We start from the raw sequence: 18,068 nt of genomic DNA, 5'->3' as shown, positions 1-18,068 counted from the left end.
CGGGGGCGCCGCCGTCAGCAGCGACGGCGGCGGGCGCGGCGCGCGCTGCCGAGCGAAAGGAGGAGGCCGAAGAGCGCGAGCGCGCGGGAGGTGCCCGGCGCGTGCTCCGTCTCGCCGCCCACGGCGGCAAGCGTGCAGTTGAAGCTGAAGCAGCAGCTGCACGCCCCCGGCGGCGCTCCTCCCTCGGCGTGGTCTCCTCCCCCTGCCCCGCCCGCCGCATCCCGGCCTCCGCCGTCGCCGCCGACGCTCACGTCGCCGCCCACGCCTGCGTTGCCGCCGCCCGCCGCATCCCGGCCTCCGCCGTCGCCGCCGACGCTCGCGTCGCCGCCCACGCCTGCGTTGCCGCCGCCTGGCGCGTCACGGCCGCCACCGCTGTCACCGCCGCTCACGTCGCCGCCCACGCCTGCGTTGCCGCCGCCTGGCGGGTCACGGCCGCCACCGACGTTGCCGCCGCCCGAGCCGCCACCGGTCCCGTCAATGGGAATGTCCGGCGCCGTGCCCGGTAGATTGCGGCAGCCGAAGAGAGGGTGACACTCGTCCGTGGTCGTCAGATCCCCATCATCGCAGTCGAGGGGGATGTCGCTCACGCAATTCCCCTCGAAGCAAAGCTCGATGCCATTGCAGAGGTCGAAGTCGCCGCAGATGGACCCGTCCGGCAGGACCACGTCCGCGGGGCAGCGCCCGGCGCCGTCGCAGTACTCCCCGGGATCGCAGGACGAGCTCGCGATGCGGCAGAGCACCGTCGTCGGCGCGGCGGCGCACAGCGACGAGCAGCAGTCCCCGTCGAGGAGGTTGCCGTCGTCGCACGGTTCACCCCGCCCGAGCACGCCGTCCCCGCAGATCGCGGGCCTCACCGTGAAGACGGTCGGATCGGTCGCGCCGGCGAACAAGGGCTCGTCGGTCAGCACGCTCGACTCGTTGACCCCGTCCGAGTCGGCGTCGAAGGAGATCGTGCCCTGGTTCGTCACGACGAGCCCGTCGGTGAGCGGCCGGAGCGCCGCTTGCATCGTGAGGATCACCCACTCCCCGGGCGCGACATCGCCGTCCCAGCCGATCGTGTTGGTCACGGGGTCGGACGTGACCGCGCCCTTCTCCGCGACCGCGCCCTGCAGCAGGAGCTCCGGCGGGAGCACGTCCTCGAACTCGAACCCTGCGTTGTCGCGCTGCAGGCGGCCGCCCGTGTTGTTGATGAGCAACGTGTAGGCGACCTCCCCGCCGGCGGTGCGCTCGCTGAGCACGGTCAGGAAGCCGATCAGGCGCGTCGGCACGGAGACGGTCGTCTGCGTCTCGCCCTCGTTGTTCTCCGGCGCCGGATCGTGCTCACTCGCGGTGACCTTCGCCTTGCCGTCGATCTCGAGGGCGACCGCGGGCGGGGTGAGCGCGGGCGCGACCAGGGTGACCGCGATCGACGAGCTCTCCCCCGCGGCGAGCGACGCGCGCCGGCACACGAGCCCCTCGGTCGCCGGGTCGCACGTCCAGCCGGTCCCGGAGGCGCTGGCGAGGCTCGCCCCGGACGGCAGGACGTGCGTCACGACGAGGTCGCTCGCGTCGCCCGGCCCCGCGTTGGAGACGCTGAGCGTCGTGACGAACTGCGCGCCGGGCGACACCGGATCCGGCGCATCCGCCGTGATGGCGAGATCCGCCCCGCAGGCCCCGGACGCGACCGGCACCGCCGCGAGCACGACGTTGTCGATCGCGACGCCACAAGGCCCGGGACGCCCGATGTCCGTGCAGACCAGGCTGTCGTCCTGCGTGTAGTCGAAGCGGAGCTGGACGGTCCGCCCGCGCAGCCCCGCGCCAGGGAAGCGGATCGACACGCGCTTGCTCCCGCCGGAGCTGCCGGACCAGACCGAGTGATCCCCGAGGTAGCCCGGGTCGTCCCGGGCGGGCAGGTGCTTGGGGAAGTGGTGGCTCGCACCGGTCATGATCCGCTCGGCGAACGCCTCGGCGAGGACCGCCCGCGGCGCGGCGCCGGCCGTGAGATCCTCCAGGCGCAAGGTCATTCCGTCGAACGCCTGGACGAGCCGGTGCGGATCGTCCTCCAGCTCGTAGGTGAGATCGAAGTCGAGCGTGACATGGGATTCCCCGGGGCTCTCCGGGATCGTCACGGCGGGAGACAGCAGCGCGACGTGCGACGTCGCCGGCTCCTCGCCGTGAAATGCCGCGTTGTTGCCGGGCGTCAGCGTCTGCGCGACGACCCACGGCGCGGCGGAGGCCGGTCCGCCGTCGCGCACCGACTGCCAGCCGGAGGGCAGCGCGGGCGCGCTCGCGGCGTCGAAGTCCTCGCGAAGCAGGACGTCCGCGGCGCCCGGCACGCCGGTCTCGAGCGCGATGGGGAGCGCGATCGTGCCCTGAGCGGAGCGCACCGTGAGCGTCAGCTCGATCGGCGATCCCGGGGTGAAGTCCCGGGTCGTCGTGAGGAGGAACGGCGCGTCGCTGGCGGCGACGCGGAGCGGCTCGAGCTCGGGGTAGGTCGCGCTCGCCCTCACGACGGTGACGGAGGGCGTCTCCGTGGCGAGCGTGGCCGTGATCTCGGAGAGGGTCGTCCTGCCGGAGACCGGGTTGGCAACGTAGTTCTCCAGGTAGACGCCGACCTCGATGAGCTCTCCCGGATCGATGCGCTCGTTCGCGAGGGCGCCGCACGCCGTATCCGCAACCCGGGTGCCGGCGGCGCGCAGCGGCGGGACGCGCGCGAGCTCGTCGAGGACATCGAGGTGAACGTTCGGCGCGATCATGGAGGTCGACGTCGGCTGTCCCTCATCGAACCGCGGTGGGGCGGCCGTCCTGCTGAAGACGCTGTAGAGCTCGCCGGCGAGCGCCACGCCGCCGATGCGCTCGCCGAGGTTCTGCCGCGAGGCGTCGTTGCCGTGGCCCGCGTGAAACGGGCGGTCCGAGATCGGCGCAGGCGGGCTCCAGGAGGCGCCTTGATCGCTCGACGCGGTGTGCATGAGCTCGGTGAGGTCGCCCGAGCCGGCGACGTCCTGGTCGTAATAGACGACGTGTGCGGTGCCGGTCGATCGGTCGACGGCGACAAAGGGGAAGAACTGGGCCCGATCGCGCCCTGGATCGCTGTTGAGGAGGACGGCGCTGCCGGCGGCGCACCGTTCCGTGAAGGAGCGCAGGGCGATGTCGCCCGTCCCGCCGTCGCCGCTCCGCTGGTAGACGACGTAGACCTGCCGCGTGGCCTGGTCGATGTCGATCGACGGGGAGCTCCTTGCGTGGTCGACGCCGAGGACCTGGTCTTCAGGGGGGTAGCTTGTCGCATCGAGGAGGACGAGCGGCTCCCAGGTGACGCCTCCGTCGGTCGAGCGGCGGCATCCGAGGTTGCGCAGCGAGGTCCCCGGCTCCATCGCGCGGAAGACGACATAGACGACCGAACCCCGGTCGGTCGGCCCGGGGAGGATGCGCGCGCCCGGCCCGTCGAGATCGCCGCCGGCCGGCGCCTGCGCGAGCACGGCTGCGGGCGACCAGGTCAGGCCGAGGTCGTCGGAGTGGCTGTAGAGGATCCTCGGCGACGCGCCGCCGCGCTGGACCCAGGTGACGGACAGGCGCCCGGTCGCCCCGTTGACGTCGATGGAGGCCTGCTCGGCGCTCTCCCCCGCGACGAACGTGGGAGCGACCTCCACCGGCGCGGACCACGAGGTCCCGGCCGCGCTGCCGGGGTTCGAGCCATGGATGCAGAGGCCCTGGAGGCCATCGGCCGGGCGAACGTAGGTGGAGGCGCTGATGAACACGTCGCGGCCCGGATCGTGGACGACGCGGGGCGCGCCGAGCACCTGGCCGCCGGGCGCCGAGGGCAGCGTGCGCTCGCCGTTCGGGCCGACCAACTCGGCGAAGGTCCTGCCCCCGTCGGCGGATCGCGCAACCCCGGACAGGCTGGGCGGGCTCGCGAGCGCGCCGCGCGGATCGGTGTAGGTCGCGACGAGGAGGCTCGCGTCCGCGTTCGCGGCGATCGCCGCCTGGTTCTGGGCTCCGAGCGCGTCGGGGGAATGCACGGCGCGGTCCGCGCTCGCGGCGATCGCGAGCCGAGCTGCGCCAGGCGCCTCCGGTTCGTCGCTGCCGCAACCCACGCCGGCGGTGAGCAGCCCCCCACCGAGCAACCAAGCGACCCAGCGTCGCGCGCGCATAAGCACCTCCGAACCGAGATAGATGCCGCGAGCTCGCAGGACGTGCCGATTTCCCCGACATTGCACGGCCCGTCCAGTGGAGCGGCCCGATGCGCCGCGGTCGTTTTCGGGCAACATCGACGCAGGCCGCGCGTCGGCGCGGCAGATGCGCCCGGCGCGAAGGCTCGCCTCGACGCCCTTTCCCATTTTTCCCGGCCGTGGAGAGAGGGGCGCCCCGTGCGTCGCGTGCGGATGGCGGGTCGGGTCCTCGGGCGCCGGCGGTTGCCTGAGAGGGCCGGCTCAGGCGCTGCGCCGCGGGCCGCGGCCGTCGATCGCCTGCGCGGCGGGCGGGTCGGGGGGACGGGCGGGGAGCACGAGATCCGCGAGGCGGCGCGCCGCGGCGAAGGCCACCTCCTCGTCCGGGGCGAGGTCCTGACCGAGGTTGGCGGCGAGGTCCCGACCGAGGTTGGCGGGGCCCTCACCGGGGTTGACGGGGCCCTCACCGAGGTTGGCGCGCCCGCTCAGCGCGAGCATCGCGATGCCGTGGAGGCCCGCGAAGAGCACGTGGGTGTCCTCCGCCGGACACGCGCTGCCGTAGCGGCGCAAGAGCTCGACGAAGCCGCTCCACAGCGGGCGCGCGAGCCGCAGGCGCCCCTCCTCGCGCAGGCGGGCGCGGTCGAAGCGGCGCTCGGCCATCAGCCAGTAGAGATCCGGGTGGCGCAGCGCGAACTCGACATAACCGACGGCGAGCGACCGCGCGTCGGCGCCGGCGCGCGCCCGCGCCTCGAGGAGCTCCGCGAGCCGCCGCCACCCGGCCCCGTCGACGCGGATGAGGAACCCGTCGAGCGAGCCGAAGTGGTGATACAGCACCATGGTCGTCTGGCCCAGGAACGCGGCGATCTTGCGGGCAGTCAGCTCGTCGCGCGCCAGCCGGCCGTCGCAGAGCGCCTGGAACACGCGCTCCACCGGCTCATCTGCGTCCATCACACCCATACCCACGATCCTGCCACGTCCGCGCTCCGCCTGTTGACGCACTCAGCATAACACTGTTATCCTTGAAGGGTATGGGATTGCTTTGCGGCGAGACGGCGGCGTTCGGGGCCCAGCGCGGCTGCCGCCGCCTGGCGGTGGGGTTGGCGCTCGCGGTGGGCGCGCTCTCGGGAGCGTGCACGTCGCGGCCGCCGGTGGCGGACGACGCGCCTGCGGGGCCGTATGAGGTGGTGGACGGGTGGCCGCGTGTCCCGGAGGGGATGGTGTTCGGGCCAGCGCTCGACGTGGCGGTGGACGCGCGCGGGCGCGTGCTGGTGAGCCATGCGGCCGGGCGCACGTCGGGGAACGACGCGCCGATCAGCGAGGCGACCATCCTGGTGTTCGATGCCGGGACGGGGGAGCTGCTCGATGCGTGGGGAGAGGGGTTGTTCGTTTATCCGCACGGGATCGAGGTCGATCGGAACGACTTCGTGTGGGTGACGGACTCCGAGCAGAACCGGGTGTTCAAGCTGACGGCGGAGGGGAAGGTGGTGATGACCCTCGGCGAGGCGCCATGAAGGGACGAGACGCGTGGATCCTCGTGTCGCTCGCGGGGCTCGGGTGCGCGGCGAGCCCGGAGCAGCTCGATCGGCCAACGAACGTCGCCTTCGGCCTGGACGGCGACGTTTACGTGGCGGACGGCTACAACCATGCTCGCATCGCGCGCTTCTCCGAGGACGGCGAGTTCTTGATGGAGTGGGGCGAGAAGGGGTTCGGGCGGGGGCAGCTCGACACGCCCCACGGCATCGTCACCGACGACGAGGGGCGGGTCTACGTGGCGGACCGGGAAAACGCGCGCGTGCAGGTCTTCAGCGCAGACGGCGACTACCTTGCGCAGTGGAAGAGCGCCGCACTGGGGCGGCCGTGGGCGATCGCCTTCGGGCCCGATCGGCACATCTACGTGGTCGACGGGGGGGACCAGGATCCGGAGCGGCCGCGGGGGCATGTAGTGCGGATCAACCTCGATGGAGAGATCGTGGACCGGTGGGGAACCTCGGGGGACGGCCCCGGGGAGATCGACTGGGGACACGGGATCGCGGTGGGTCAGGACGGGAGCGTCTACGTGACCAGCCTGCGGGGTCGCGGCGTGCAGAAGTTCAGGAGGACGAGGTGAGCGGGCGCACGCTCGCGTTGACCGTGGTTGCCACAGTAGGAGGCGCCCTCGCGGCGGCGCCGAGCTGGGCGCAGGGGACGGGCGAGCTGCCGGAGCGGCTCGAGGACCGCGGCCATGTTGCGCTGTACGGCATTTTTACGGCATCGCCGCAGGACAGGGAGCTGGCGACGATCCATGTCGCGCCGCAGGTGTCGGCGGGCGTTCGTCTGAACGGCTGGCTGAGCGCAACCACGGACGTGACCTCGGCCTGGACCACGTTTCAGGTGGAGGGCGAGGCGAGGCGCTCGTCGTTTCGCTTCGGGAACCCGTTCGTTACCGTGCAGGCGGCGTTGGTCGAGGAACGCCAGCGCTCGTTCCGCGCCGGGATCGGGGTTGCACCGCCGTTGACAACCTTCCCTGGCACGATCCCGGAGAATACGGAAACCGAGTACAACTACGCGGTCGCGACGGCGGCGCGCGGGTTCGCGGATTACTGGCTGTGGGCGCCGAATGCGATCCCGATCGCCTTGCTGCTCCGCTGCCGGATGGATCTGTCTGCGCCGGTGGTCGTTGGCGCCGAGCTGGATCCGGCCGTGCTCATTTCCGTGAACTCCAATCCGTCGCGGCTGGCGATGGTGGCCGCCGCGTACGCGGGCTTCAGGATGGGTCCGCTGACGCCCGGGCTGCGGGTGCAGATGTTCGCGCAAACGGCACCGCTCGCCGGACGGGATTTCTCGCAGTGGGCGGCCATCTTGTACGCGAACGCAGAATTCGAGGCGATGTTCGTGCGCTCCCAGGTTGCCGTCAACCTGGATGCCCCCTCCGGGCTGGCTGGCCAGCGAGGGGCGACCGTGTGGGGGGCGTCGCTGGGAGGCGGGGTCCGCTTGTAGAGAAAGGCAGGCCGGGGGCGCGGCGCGGCGCAACGGCGCGGCGCAACGCGGTCGATCCCGGACCCCGACCCGACCCACGTTGCGTGTGCGGTCGCGGTCGACCCCGGATCCCGGACCCCGACCCGACCCACGTTGCGTGTGCCTGTGCCGGACCTGCCGTGCCGGACCTGCCGTGCCGGACCCGACCCATGTTGCGCGACAGCGGCGATAGCTGGCGGAGAGGGTGGCGGCCGCCACCCGCCCAAGCGCGTCAGTCGCCCGGAACAGCCGCGTTCTCGCATGGCACGGCTCTTGATATCGCCGATGAACATGAGCCAGCCCCGCGCTATCGTCCCCGGCGCTACCTACCTCCTCACCCGCCGTGTCCTGCGGAGACACTTCCTCCTCCGCCCCGATTCCGCCATCACACAACTCGTGATCTATACCCTGGCGCTCTCGGCCCAACGCTATGGGATCCTCGTGCATGCGCTCTGCGTGATGTCCACGCATCTTCATCTTGTCGTCACAGACACGCGTGGCGAGCTCCCACGATTCCTTCAGCGGTTTCACCGCCTCGTCGCGCTCGGGACCAAAGTCCTGCGAGCGTGGGAAGGCCCGGTATGGGACCACGGGGCGACAAGCGCGGTACACCTAGCAACAAGGGACGCGCTGGTTGAGAAGATCGCCTACACGCTCGCGAATCCGGTGGTCGCCGGCCTCGTGCAGCATGCACACCAATGGCCAGGAGCGAAGGTGCTCGTCGGAGAACTCGGCTGCGGTACACTGCGAGCCCAACGCCCTGAGATATACTTCAATTCGAAAAACACCGAATGGCCGGAGGAAGCTGCAATTTCGATCACAGTTCCACCTGTGATCGCGAACAGCGATGCTGATAGGTTTCGCCACGAGATCGCGGCAAAGCTCGATCAATACGAGCAACGGGCTCACGCGACACTGGAACAACAGGGGATCGGCTTCCTCGGACGTGCACGTGCAAGCAAGATTTCCCCTTACAAGCGCGCGAAGACCATCGAGCCGCTTCGCGAACTCAATCCGACATTCGCGGTTGGTCGCGGGCGAACCGACGCGCTAAACAATGCCATTGCCGCCGTGCGCGCCTTCCGCGCCGCGTATCGCAAATCAATCGAACAATGGCGTGCGGGCGCGCGCAGCATAATCTTCCCTGCAGGGACGTGGTGGATGCGCGTGTTCCACGGAGCTGCCGTTGACGAGGGCGAGCGCGCTGCAGCATAGGCGCAGAGCGAGCACGGCTCGAAATCGGCGAGGGGCGAGCGGGTGCCACGGGTGGTGCCTCTCCCGTCGTACAACCAGGGTCTGGGTCGTATTGCCGTACTGTAGGGGTGGTGCGCAGGGCCACACGTTCACGCTCACTTGGGCTTGCTCACGGGCTCACGACGTCCGTTTCAGGTCGCGTGATCACAGCGGTTCGGCGTAGCTACCCGTTCACCTTACTCGGTCTGGGCACCGGGATCTGGACTGGGCTCGGCGTAACCAGGCTACGGGTCACAACCACGGTCAGACGGCACGGCCGGCGAGTTTGAGTTTGAGTTTGAGTTCGAGTTCGAGTCGCAACCACGGTCGGGTGGGCCGCTGGGCCCGGTCGGGTGGGCCGCTGGGCCCGGTCGGGTGGGCCGCTGGGCCGGGCCGGGTGGGCCGGTGGGCCGGGTTGGGTGACGGTCGGGTGGGCGCGATCGGCGGCAACCGTGCAACCGCGCAACCACGGTCGGTTCGGGTGCGCGCGGTCGTTCGGGCGCGCGGGCGCGGGCGGGGGCGCGCGGCGCGACGGGCGGCCGGCGCGACGGGCTAGCGCGGGGCGAGGTCGACCCCTCGGCTCCGGTCCGGCCGTACCCACGCCCACGCGCCCAGCACGGTCGGCTCACGGCTCACGGCTCACCCTCGCCATGCTAGACCGCGCTGCGCCGATGCCCCCCGAGCGCTCCCTCCTCTCCTCCACGAACTCCTCACTCACCGCCACGATGGGCGAGCTCGCAGGCGACCTCGACGAGCTCGCCTCGAACGACACCGCCGCCAGCGGCCCCCCCGCCTCCACGCCGGGCGACCGCGAGCCGCTCCCGTCGTTCGACCTCCCCGCGGACCGCCGCGTCGTCACGCCCCGCGATCTCGCCGCAGAGCTCGCCGCAGCGCCGCCTGGCACACGCCACGTGACGGGCTCGGCCGGCTCGGCCGGCGCCCTCGTCATCCGTCGCCTCGCCGCGGCCGCCGTCGGCCGCCCCATCGTTGCCTTCACCCCCGACGTCGACAGTGCCCGCGCCCTCGCGGCGGACACCTCGTTCCTGCTCGCCGACCGGGACGCCGACGCCGCCGAGGCCGCCGGCGCCACGGCATCCGGCCGCGTCCTTCTCTACGTGCCCAACGAGGCCAGCCCCTACGCGGACGTCAACCCCGACCGCCGCGGCGCCCAGACCCGCCTCGCCACGCTCTTCCACCTCGGCATGGACCTACCGTGGTCGGTCCTCGTCTGCCCCATCGCCGCGCTCGCCCGCAAGGTCGTTCCCAAGGACGACGTCACCGAGCACGCCGAGCTCGTCATCGCCGAACAGGAGATGGATCGCGACGCGCTCTCCGCCCGTCTCGGCGCCTCCGGCTACGTGCGCAGCCCCCTCGTGGAAGACCCCGGGACGTTCGCCGTCCGCGGCGCCCTCCTCGATGTCTGGGCGCCCTCCGCCGAGCTGCCGGTGCGCATCGACTTTTACGGAGACGTCATCGCGTCGATCAAGACCTTCAACCCCGACGATCAGCGCACGGTCGCCGACGTGAAGGAGGTCTGGCTCCCGCCGGCGCGCGAGGCAATCCTCACGCCGGACAACGTCGAGCGCGCCCGCCAGCGTGTCCGCGCCGCCTGCGACGCCATCGACTTTCCCTCGACCAAGGCGCGCGCCCTGGTCGACGACGTTGCCAGCGGCCGCGCCTTCTTCGGGGCCGAGGGCTACCTGCCCGCCTACGTCGACCTCGCGCCCTTTGCCTCGTACCTGCCCAGCGAGGCGCTCGTCGTCCTCGAGGACCCGGCCTCCCTCACCGCCGCCCTGCGCGACGAGCTCGGCCGCGCCGCCGCCGACCGGAGCCACAAGGATCGCGAACCGCACTTCCCGCTCGGGGCCTTCTACGAGGACGAGGCGCACGTCGCATCGTGGCTCGGGGACCGCACCGGGGTTGCGCTGCACCGCACCGGGGTTGAGGGTGCCGTGGAAAATCAGGACTCGCTGGAGCGCTTCGAGATGGTCCCCGAGGACGCCCCCTCGCTCGCCATGCGGGACCAGTCGGACCTCGAGCGCGCCATCAAGGCGACCCGCGCCTCACGCGGCAAGCACGGCGCCCTGGACCCGCTCGTCCGCCGCGTGGTCGCCTGGCAAGAGGCGGGCCTGCGGGTGCTCATCGCCGCGCGCGCACAGACCCAGGTTGAGCGCCTGGTCACCCTGCTCCGCCACCGAGACGTGCGGGTGAAGGCCAACCTCGGTCCGTTCGACCCCGGATTCCTCGATGGCAGCAGCTCGGCTTCTCCGCGCGACACCGCCCTCGTCGTCACGGGCTCCCTTGCGCGTGGCGTCATCGCTCCTGCCGAGGGGCTCGCTCTGGTCACGGAGGAGGAAATCTTCGGGGCCCGCGCCCACCGCCGCGCCGCTCGCGCCGCCGCCTCGTCCACGAAGCCCGCGCAGGCCTTCCTCGAGGACCTCCGCAACCTGGGTGTCGGCGACTACGTCGTCCACGTAGAGCACGGCATCGGCCGGTATCTCGGCCTCGTCCACAAGCAGGTCGGCTCAACCACGGTCGACCTCATCGCCGTGGAGTACGCCGGGGGCGACAAGCTCTACCTCCCGGTCTACCGCCTCAACCAGATCCAGAAATTCAGCGGCGGCGAGGGCGCGCCCAAGGTCGACCGGCTCGGTGGGCAGACCTTCGCCAAGACGAAGGCCCGGGTCGAGAAGAGCGTCCGCAAGATGGCCGACGAGCTCCTGCGCCTGTACGCCGAGCGCCGCGCCGCCACCGCCGAGCCCGTTCCGCCCACGGACGACGATTACCACGCCTTCGAAGCGACCTTCCCCTTCGACGAGACGCCCGACCAGGCCCGGGCCATCACCGAGGTTGCGGCCGACCTCGAGTCCGGCCGTCCCATGGACCGCCTCGTCTGCGGCGACGTCGGCTTCGGAAAGACCGAGGTTGCCATCCGCGCCGCCTTCCGCGCCGCCTGCGCCGGCAGGCAGGTCGCCGTCCTCTGCCCAACCACGGTGCTCGCGCAGCAGCACTACCTCAGCTTCAAATCCCGCATGGCCTCCTACCCCATCGAGGTCCGCGCCATGTCCCGCTTCCAGAGCAAGCAGGAGCAGGACGAGGTCTCCCGCGGCCTCCGGGACGGCAGGGTCGACGTCGTGATCGGCACGCACCGCCTCCTCTCCAAGGACATCCACTTCAAGCGGCTCGGCCTGCTCGTCGTCGACGAGGAGCAGCGCTTCGGCGTCACCCACAAGGAGCGCATCAAGGCCCTCAAGACCAACGTCGACGTGCTCACGCTCTCGGCCACCCCCATCCCCCGCACCCTCCAGATGGCGGTCTCCGGCCTCCGCGACATGTCGATCATCACCACCCCGCCGGTCGACCGCCGCGCCATCCGCACCGTGGTGACCCGCCACGACGAGGCCGTCCTCCGCGAGGCGGTCCTCCGCGAGCTCGGCCGCGGCGGCCAGGTCTTCTACGTCTACAACCGCGTCGAGGGCCTCTACGAGCGCGCCGCCCGCCTCGCCGAGCTCGTCCCGAGCGCCCGCATCTGCGTCGCGCACGGCCAGATGAGCGAGCACAACCTCGAGCAGGCCATGCTCGACTTCGTCGAGGGGCGCTACGACGTCCTCTGCGCCACCGCCATCATCGAGAGCGGCCTCGACATCCCCCGCGCCAACACCATCCTCATCGATCGCGCCGACATGTTCGGCCTCTCGCAGCTCTACCAGCTGCGCGGCCGCGTCGGCCGCGCCAAGGAGCGGGCCTACTGCTACCTCATCGTCCCGCCCCCCAACGCCATGACCGACGAGGCCCGCGCCCGCATCGAGGCCCTCGAGCGCCACACCGAGCTCGGCTCCGGCTTCCACATCGCCTCGCTCGACCTGGAGCTGCGCGGCTCCGGCGACCTCCTCGGCGCCGAGCAGAGCGGCACCGTCGCCCAGGTCGGCTTCGAGCTCTTCTGCCAGATGCTCGACGAAGCCGTCCACGAGCTCCGCGGCGAGCCCGTCATCCACGACGTCGACACCGAGCTCTCCTTCGACGCCGACGCGCTTCTGCCAGAGGAATACATTTCCGACGTAGGCGTACGCCTCTCCCTCTACAAGCGGTTCGCCGGCGCCGGCTCGGCCGAGGACGTGCAGGATCTCGCGATCGAGGTGGAGGACCGCTTCGGCGCGCCACCGATCGAGGCGCGCCGGTTCGTGCATCTCATGCGGCTCAAGACCGAGCTGCGCCGGCTGAAGGCGCTCGCGTGCGAGGCGAGCGCCAAGGGGGTCACGCTGCACCTGCGCGAGGACACCCCGCTCGACCACGCCAAGGTCCTCAGGCTGGTCCAGCCGAAGGGCTCGCCCTACCGGATCTCACCCGACATGCGGCTCTCCCGTCGCGCCAGGGACGGTGAGGTCTTCACGAGCGGGCTGGAGGCGACCGACAAGCTCCTCAGCGAGCTCGCCAGCTGCCTCAAGGACGGCGCCTGATCGCGCGCCGCCGTCGCGGCTTCCCTGGTCGTCCGGCTTACCCGGGTGAGCTCGCGTCGCGCGATTGACAACGATGCCGCCGCGCAGCCTGGCGGCTCGCGGCGCGGAGGCGACGCCGCGCTCCGGCGGTGATAGCGTCGAGCGACGGGGAGGGGATAGATGACCGATCGCCCGGATCACGAGCAGCTCGAGAGGCTCCAGGCGAGCTCGATGACGAGCTGGTACAGCCCCTTCCAGCTGGCCCGCTCTGCGCTCGACATGGCCGTCTCCCACCTGATGGGCGCGCGCGGCGACTTCCGGCTCATCGAGGCGATCGCCGGACCGCAGCCGCCCTTCGACTACGCCGTCCGAAACGGCCTCCCGCGCGACGAGATCTGGATCGATTACGTGGCGGACATGGGCGACGGCTTCAACCCCACCTATGCGATCGCGAGCCTGCTCGCCCGGCCGACGCTCTCGCTCGGCGGCCGCGAGACGAGGCGCGGAGAGGTGCTGATCATGGGCGGGGACCAGGTGTACCCCTCGGCCACGCGCCAGGCGTACTGGACGCGCCTCGTCGAGCCCTACGCGGCTGCGCTCCCGAAGGCCGACGTGAAGGAGGCGCCGCAGCTGTTCGCGATCCCCGGCAACCACGACTGGTACGACGGGCTGATGAGCTTCATGCGCCTCTTCGGCCAGAAGCGCACGCTCGGCGCGTGGAAGACGCTCCAGTCGCGGAGCTACTTCGCGCTGAGGCTCCCCCACGGCTTCTGGCTGCTCGGCGTGGACATCCACCTGGAGTCTGACATCGATCAACCGCAGATCGAGTATTTCTGCAAGCTGGCGAGGCACGACATGCGCGACGGCGATCGCGTGGTCCTCTGCACCGCCGAGCCCGACTGGGTGAAGGGCGCCATCTACAGCACCGATCTCCAGAACAACCTCGCGTTCTTCGAGAAGCAGCTCAAGGTCGCGCGGCCCGGGGTCGAGGTCGTCGCGCGCATCGCCGGAGATCTGCACCACTATCGACGCCACGAGTCCGCGGACGGCCGGCAGAACATCATCGCCGGCGGCGGCGGCGCGTTCCTCCACCCGACCCACGGCGAGTCGGTCGCCGTGGTCCGCTCCGGCGAGGGCGCGGACGAGCGCCCCTATACCCTGAAGGCCTCGTTTCCGTCAGAGTCGGAGTCGCGCCGGCTCACCTGGCGCAACCTCCTGTTCGCCCGGTACAACCTCGGCTTCTGGCCCGCCGCGGCCTTCGTCTACATGCTCTCCTCGCTGACGCTGCCCCGCCCCGGTCCGGGCGCCGTCGCGTGGGTCCTCGTCGTCCTGCTCGTGTTCATCGTCTTCACCGACACGCACAAGAGCTGGTATCGCTACCTCGCCGGCTCGCTCCACGCGCTCGCGCACCTCGCGGCCGCGCTGGGGCTCGCCTACGCCGGCGCCGCGCTGCTGGGCGTCGATGTCCGGGATCTCCAGTCCATGTGGAGCCTCGTCGGCGTGATGCTCTTCGTCGGCGTGACCGGCGCCGTGGTCGGGTCGACGCTGATGGGCGTCTATCTCCTGATCTCGCTCAACCTCGCGCGGCGGCACGGCAACGAGGCGTTCTCGGCGCTCCAGATCGAGGACTACAAGAACTTCTTGCGGATTCACGTCCACAGCGAGGGGCTCACCGTCTACCCCGTCGGACTGAGAGCGGTGCCGCGCACGTGGAAGGTGGCCGAGGATCGCAAGCCCGGCGAGCCGCGCTTCGCCCCCGCCTGCGGCGCGCTCGCGCCGGAGCTCATCGAGCAGCCCGTCACGATCCCGGCCGCGCCGCAGCATCGCCGGACCGGCCAGCCCACCCCCGCCGCCGCGGCCGCCGGGCTCCGCGAGTGCCCCGCCGGCGAGCCGCGGAGCCGCCCCTCGGCGGCCGGTTCCACGGCGGAGGCCGGCGCGCCCGAGCTGTAAGAGGGACGAGAGCCCCAGGCGATCGTTCCTGCTGCATGAGGCAGTTCGCCTCAGCCGCGACATTCTGCCTTTCTGTGACGAGCGCAGCGGTGCGCGACCGGCTCACGGTGCGCGACCGGCTCCCTGCATGAGAAGGGCCTCTCGGCCGCCGCGCTCGGGGCGGGCTCCTGCGCCCGCGCGAATGGGCGCGTCCGTGCGAGCGGGCGCGTCCGGAGGCCTTCTGCGAGGCCTTCTCCGGCGCGCCACAGGTGGTCAGGGCGAGGCGGCGATGTTGGGCATCGTCGGCGGAGCGACCTTGGGACAGATCTCGCGTTGCTCCCCGGGGGGCGCGAGCGGATCCTGGCCTTCCCTCGGGCACGAGCGCGGGCCGTTCGCGATGGCGTCGTGCTCGCGGTCGTCCGGGGTCCATTCGCGGTTGATGCTGGGCGCGTTCGCGAGCCCCTCGGCGCACGCCGCGGAGGCGGCGACGAGGAGCAGCGCGAGCGCGCCGCGGAGCGAGGAGCCAAGAGAGCGTTTCATAGGCACATCCCATCTCCCCGCGGCGCCGGCGCGGGTCGCGCCGGTCCACGGAAGCTGTCAGGGTTTCCCGACAGGGTTCACGGTCCGTGCCAGGTCGAGGTTGCCGGGCCGATCGCGCCGTCGGGCCGCCGCTCCCGGCCGACCGCCGCGGCCTCCCACCGGGCCGTCGAGCCGAGCGCGGCCAGGGCGGCGCCCGGCTCGGCTCGCAGCCTGCGCACGGCTTGCGTCCCCGCGCAAATGCCCAAGGTGGTCGGCGAGGGGGTCCGTGCGCGGAGCGCGACCCCGGAAGGAGTGTCGATCATGGCGAGAGACGTCATCGAGGTGCTCAACGATCTCATCCAGCTCGATCGCGACGCGATCGCCGCTTACGACCAGGCCATCGAGGCGTGCGAGCACGCTCATACGAGGGAGATGCTCGCAAGGTTCAGGGACGATCACGGGCGTCACGTGGTGGATCTGAGCGCGCATGTGGCGTCGCTCGGCGGCATCCCGGCGCAGACCCGCGACCTCAAGGGCAAGCTCATCGAAGGGTTCACGGCGATCACGAGCATGGGAGACCAGAGCGCGCTCTTCGCGATGCGCGGCAACGAGGAGCTCACGAACCGGCAGTACCAGGCGGCGCTGGACGAGACGCTCACGACCGAGGCGCGGGTCATCGTCGAGCGCAACTACGGCGATGAGCAGCGGCACCTCGCGTGGATCAAGGACGCGCTGTCGAGGAAGGTCTGGGAGCAAGCCGCGTAGTGGGCGATCGGCCCGCGACGGTGGCGAACACGATCGGAAGCAGGTTCCACGGGGGGTAATATGAAATCGAATCGGTCCATCCATGTCGCGCTCGTCATGGGCGCGCTCGCGGTCGCGCCGGCGCTCGCGGCCGCTCAGACGGGCAGCACGAGCCCGCCGCAGCAGCGCGAATCGGGCGCGCCGGGAGCGGCGCAGGGCGGCGCGCAGCAGGGCGGCGCGCAGCAACAGCAGGGCGGCGCCCGCGGGACGGCGCAGGGCGGCGCGCAGCAGCAGCAGGGCGACAAGCCTGGCGCGAGCAGCGGGCAGCGCGCGCAGCAGCAGCAACAGGGGCAAGGCCAGAAGAAGCAGGCGATGAAGCTCCAGGAGCAGATCGCGTTCCAGGTCGAGGAAGGGTGCACCTACACGGCCTCCGTGAACGGCCGGATCGAGCCCGCCGCGGCGGGCAAGGCGCAGCAGCCGTCGGGTGGCCAGCCTGGTGGCGGCAGCCAGGGACGAGGCGGCACGGGTGCGCAGGGCCAGACCGGCGGCGCCGCGCAAGGATCTGCGGGCGGCAGCCAGGCCCAGGCCGGCGGCGCTCAAGGCGGCAGCCAGGCCCACGCAGGCGCCCAGGCCGGCGGTGCTCAGGGCGGCGGCCAGGCCGGCGGTGCGCAAGGCGGTGGTCAGGCTGGGTCAGGGGCTGGCGAGCAGGAGCGGGTGAAGCCCAACCTCACGGTCTCCGCCTCCATGAGCTGCCCGAATGCGCCCGAGCTCCGGGTCACGGACACGCTGAAGACGGACACGGCCGTCACCCGCTCGGAGCTCGAGGGCATGATCTCGCGTCGAGCGAGCATCGCGACCGAGAAGGGCGGCCGCTTCTGCATGTATGTGCCGCAGTTCGAGCTGACGCGCGAGAAGCTGAGCGGGAAGGGCATCGCCCAGCTCTGCCGCGTGCCCGCGGCAGATCAGAAGCAGGGCATGCGATAGGCCGCGTCTGACGGGGCACGTCGTGCCACGAGCACCGGTCTCGGACCGCTCGCGGCGTTCGTCAGAGAGAGCCGCTCCGGAGAGCGTCTATTCCCGCCGAAGAGGGCGCCAGAGGGTCATCCAGGAGGCACGAGCCTCCTGGATGACGCAGCTCGTGGAGGAGAGGCTCAGCTCAGAAGAGAGGACAGGGCGTCACCCGACCGATCACGTAGGGCCGCGTACTGGCCTCGTAAACGGTCGCGCCCGAGGTGACGCTCCAGCTGTGGCCCTGGCCCGACAGACTTCCCGTGAGACCCGACAGATTTCCCGAGAGATCGCTGTAGATCCGCATATACGCCGTCCCCAGACCAGGGGTGAACGTGCCGCCGGCGCAAGTACCCGTCCACCGGCTGTCGGGATAATCGGGGTTGCAACCATGGGTTGTGCTGGTGGAGTCGGCGATCGGCAGCGCCCACTGCCTCGTGCTCGCCTTGATCGGATTCAACGCCGGGTTCGCCACCGTATTGAGCTCAAGCGCCGCACCCGTGACGATCACGGTGTGCCCGCCGTACGATCCCGTCGTGCCTCTCCCTATGACGAGGACGTCGCCCGCCGCGATACTGGTGGCGTTCGTGATCGACGTCGCATGGGTCCCGAGGACGAATTCGTCGTAGTATTTCAGCGAGGTCGGGCTAGTCGAGTTCCAGAGGTTGTTGATATCCTGCCCCGAGACCCCGTACACGAGCCTCTGAGTCCATGTGAACAACCCAGCCCCGACGCCGATCGTCACGCCCGGAGGGGTAGGTAGGGCACCACTGATGATATCGAGCGCGCCGTCGGAGATATCCGAGCACGCATCCGCGGGGGTGGAGCCGAAAGCGACGAGCGAAACAGCAGCAGACGCCATCAGGAAACGAGCCACATTGCTGAACATGAATTACCTCGGTTGACGGTTACTACGTTGCAGTTCCGCAGGCCGAGCAGATTCGGTAGAGGATGTCGATTGGTTGTAGCCAGAGAATCGCACCTGGTCGCGTCGAGCCTAGCGTCCAATGTTTACTTCCCAAACATGGTCTCCGTCAACACACTTCGAACATTTCCCGATTCA

At 70.9% G+C, this 18,068-nt stretch carries 13 protein-coding genes; 8 read left to right on the top strand and 5 right to left on the bottom strand.

The window, feature by feature from the left end:
• Positions 1-14: 14 nt before the first annotated feature.
• Positions 15-4,127: a hypothetical protein gene (locus tag WMF36_RS13265; RefSeq protein WP_437579956.1), complete on the bottom strand. Its 4,113-nt coding sequence runs from the start codon at positions 4,125-4,127 to the stop codon at positions 15-17.
• Between the two features lie 279 nt (positions 4,128-4,406).
• Positions 4,407-5,099, bottom strand: coding sequence for a TetR/AcrR family transcriptional regulator (locus WMF36_RS13260; RefSeq protein ID WP_437579955.1), 693 nt, complete (start codon positions 5,097-5,099; stop codon positions 4,407-4,409).
• 71 nt (positions 5,100-5,170) lie between these two features.
• On the opposite strand from WMF36_RS13260, the gene WMF36_RS13255 reads away from it, so the two are divergent.
• The 6 genes from WMF36_RS13255 to WMF36_RS13230 all read left to right on the top strand — a co-directional run bounded on the left by WMF36_RS13255 (position 5,171) and on the right by WMF36_RS13230 (position 14,755).
• Positions 5,171-5,653 (top strand): hypothetical protein, encoded by a 483-nt coding sequence (locus WMF36_RS13255; RefSeq protein ID WP_437579954.1) that lies wholly within the window; start codon positions 5,171-5,173, stop codon positions 5,651-5,653.
• A complete protein-coding gene (locus WMF36_RS13250) occupies positions 5,650-6,249 on the top strand; it encodes a hypothetical protein (RefSeq protein ID WP_437579953.1) in 600 nt (199 codons plus the stop codon). The genes WMF36_RS13255 and WMF36_RS13250 overlap by 4 nt, the downstream gene beginning before the upstream one ends.
• Positions 6,246-7,118 (top strand): hypothetical protein, encoded by an 873-nt coding sequence (locus tag WMF36_RS13245; RefSeq protein ID WP_437579952.1) that lies wholly within the window; start codon positions 6,246-6,248, stop codon positions 7,116-7,118. Before WMF36_RS13250 ends, WMF36_RS13245 begins: the two co-directional genes overlap by 4 nt.
• A gap of 309 nt (positions 7,119-7,427) precedes the next feature.
• Entirely contained in the window at positions 7,428-8,351 is a 924-nt protein-coding gene (locus tag WMF36_RS13240) for a transposase (RefSeq protein ID WP_437581904.1), read from the top strand.
• Positions 8,352-9,019: 668 nt separating this feature from the next.
• Positions 9,020-12,826 (top strand): transcription-repair coupling factor, encoded by a 3,807-nt coding sequence (mfd, locus tag WMF36_RS13235; protein WP_437579951.1) that lies wholly within the window; start codon positions 9,020-9,022, stop codon positions 12,824-12,826.
• 159 nt (positions 12,827-12,985) lie between these two features.
• Positions 12,986-14,755 (top strand): metallophosphoesterase, encoded by a 1,770-nt coding sequence (locus WMF36_RS13230; protein ID WP_437579950.1) that lies wholly within the window; start codon positions 12,986-12,988, stop codon positions 14,753-14,755.
• Between the two features lie 252 nt (positions 14,756-15,007).
• Here the strand turns inward: WMF36_RS13230 and WMF36_RS13225 are convergent, their stop codons facing one another.
• Positions 15,008-15,274 carry a hypothetical protein gene (locus WMF36_RS13225; RefSeq protein ID WP_437579949.1) on the bottom strand — a complete coding sequence of 89 codons (267 nt, stop codon included), beginning with the start codon at positions 15,272-15,274 and terminating at the stop codon, positions 15,008-15,010.
• A gap of 77 nt (positions 15,275-15,351) precedes the next feature.
• Positions 15,352-15,492 carry a hypothetical protein gene (locus WMF36_RS13220; RefSeq protein WP_437579948.1) on the bottom strand — a complete coding sequence of 47 codons (141 nt, stop codon included), beginning with the start codon at positions 15,490-15,492 and terminating at the stop codon, positions 15,352-15,354.
• Between the two features lie 82 nt (positions 15,493-15,574).
• Between WMF36_RS13220 and WMF36_RS13215 the strand changes: the two genes are divergently transcribed.
• Positions 15,575-16,018, top strand: coding sequence for a PA2169 family four-helix-bundle protein (locus tag WMF36_RS13215; protein WP_437579947.1), 444 nt, complete (start codon positions 15,575-15,577; stop codon positions 16,016-16,018).
• Positions 16,019-16,078: 60 nt separating this feature from the next.
• The gene (locus WMF36_RS13210) at positions 16,079-16,981 is read left to right on the top strand and encodes a hypothetical protein (RefSeq protein WP_437579946.1); all 903 of its coding nucleotides are present in this window, start codon (positions 16,079-16,081) and stop codon (positions 16,979-16,981) included.
• Between the two features lie 172 nt (positions 16,982-17,153).
• On the opposite strand, the gene WMF36_RS13205 is transcribed toward WMF36_RS13210, so the two are convergent.
• On the bottom strand, positions 17,154-17,894 hold the full coding sequence (locus WMF36_RS13205; protein ID WP_437579945.1) for a hypothetical protein: 741 nt from the start codon (positions 17,892-17,894) through the stop codon (positions 17,154-17,156).
• Positions 17,895-18,068: the final 174 nt, after the last annotated feature.

This window comes from Sorangium sp. So ce887 (assembly GCF_051521455.1).
In the GTDB taxonomy this organism is placed as follows: domain Bacteria; phylum Myxococcota_A; class Polyangia; order Polyangiales; family Polyangiaceae; genus Sorangium.
This window is presented reverse-complemented; position numbering and strand designations above follow the sequence as displayed.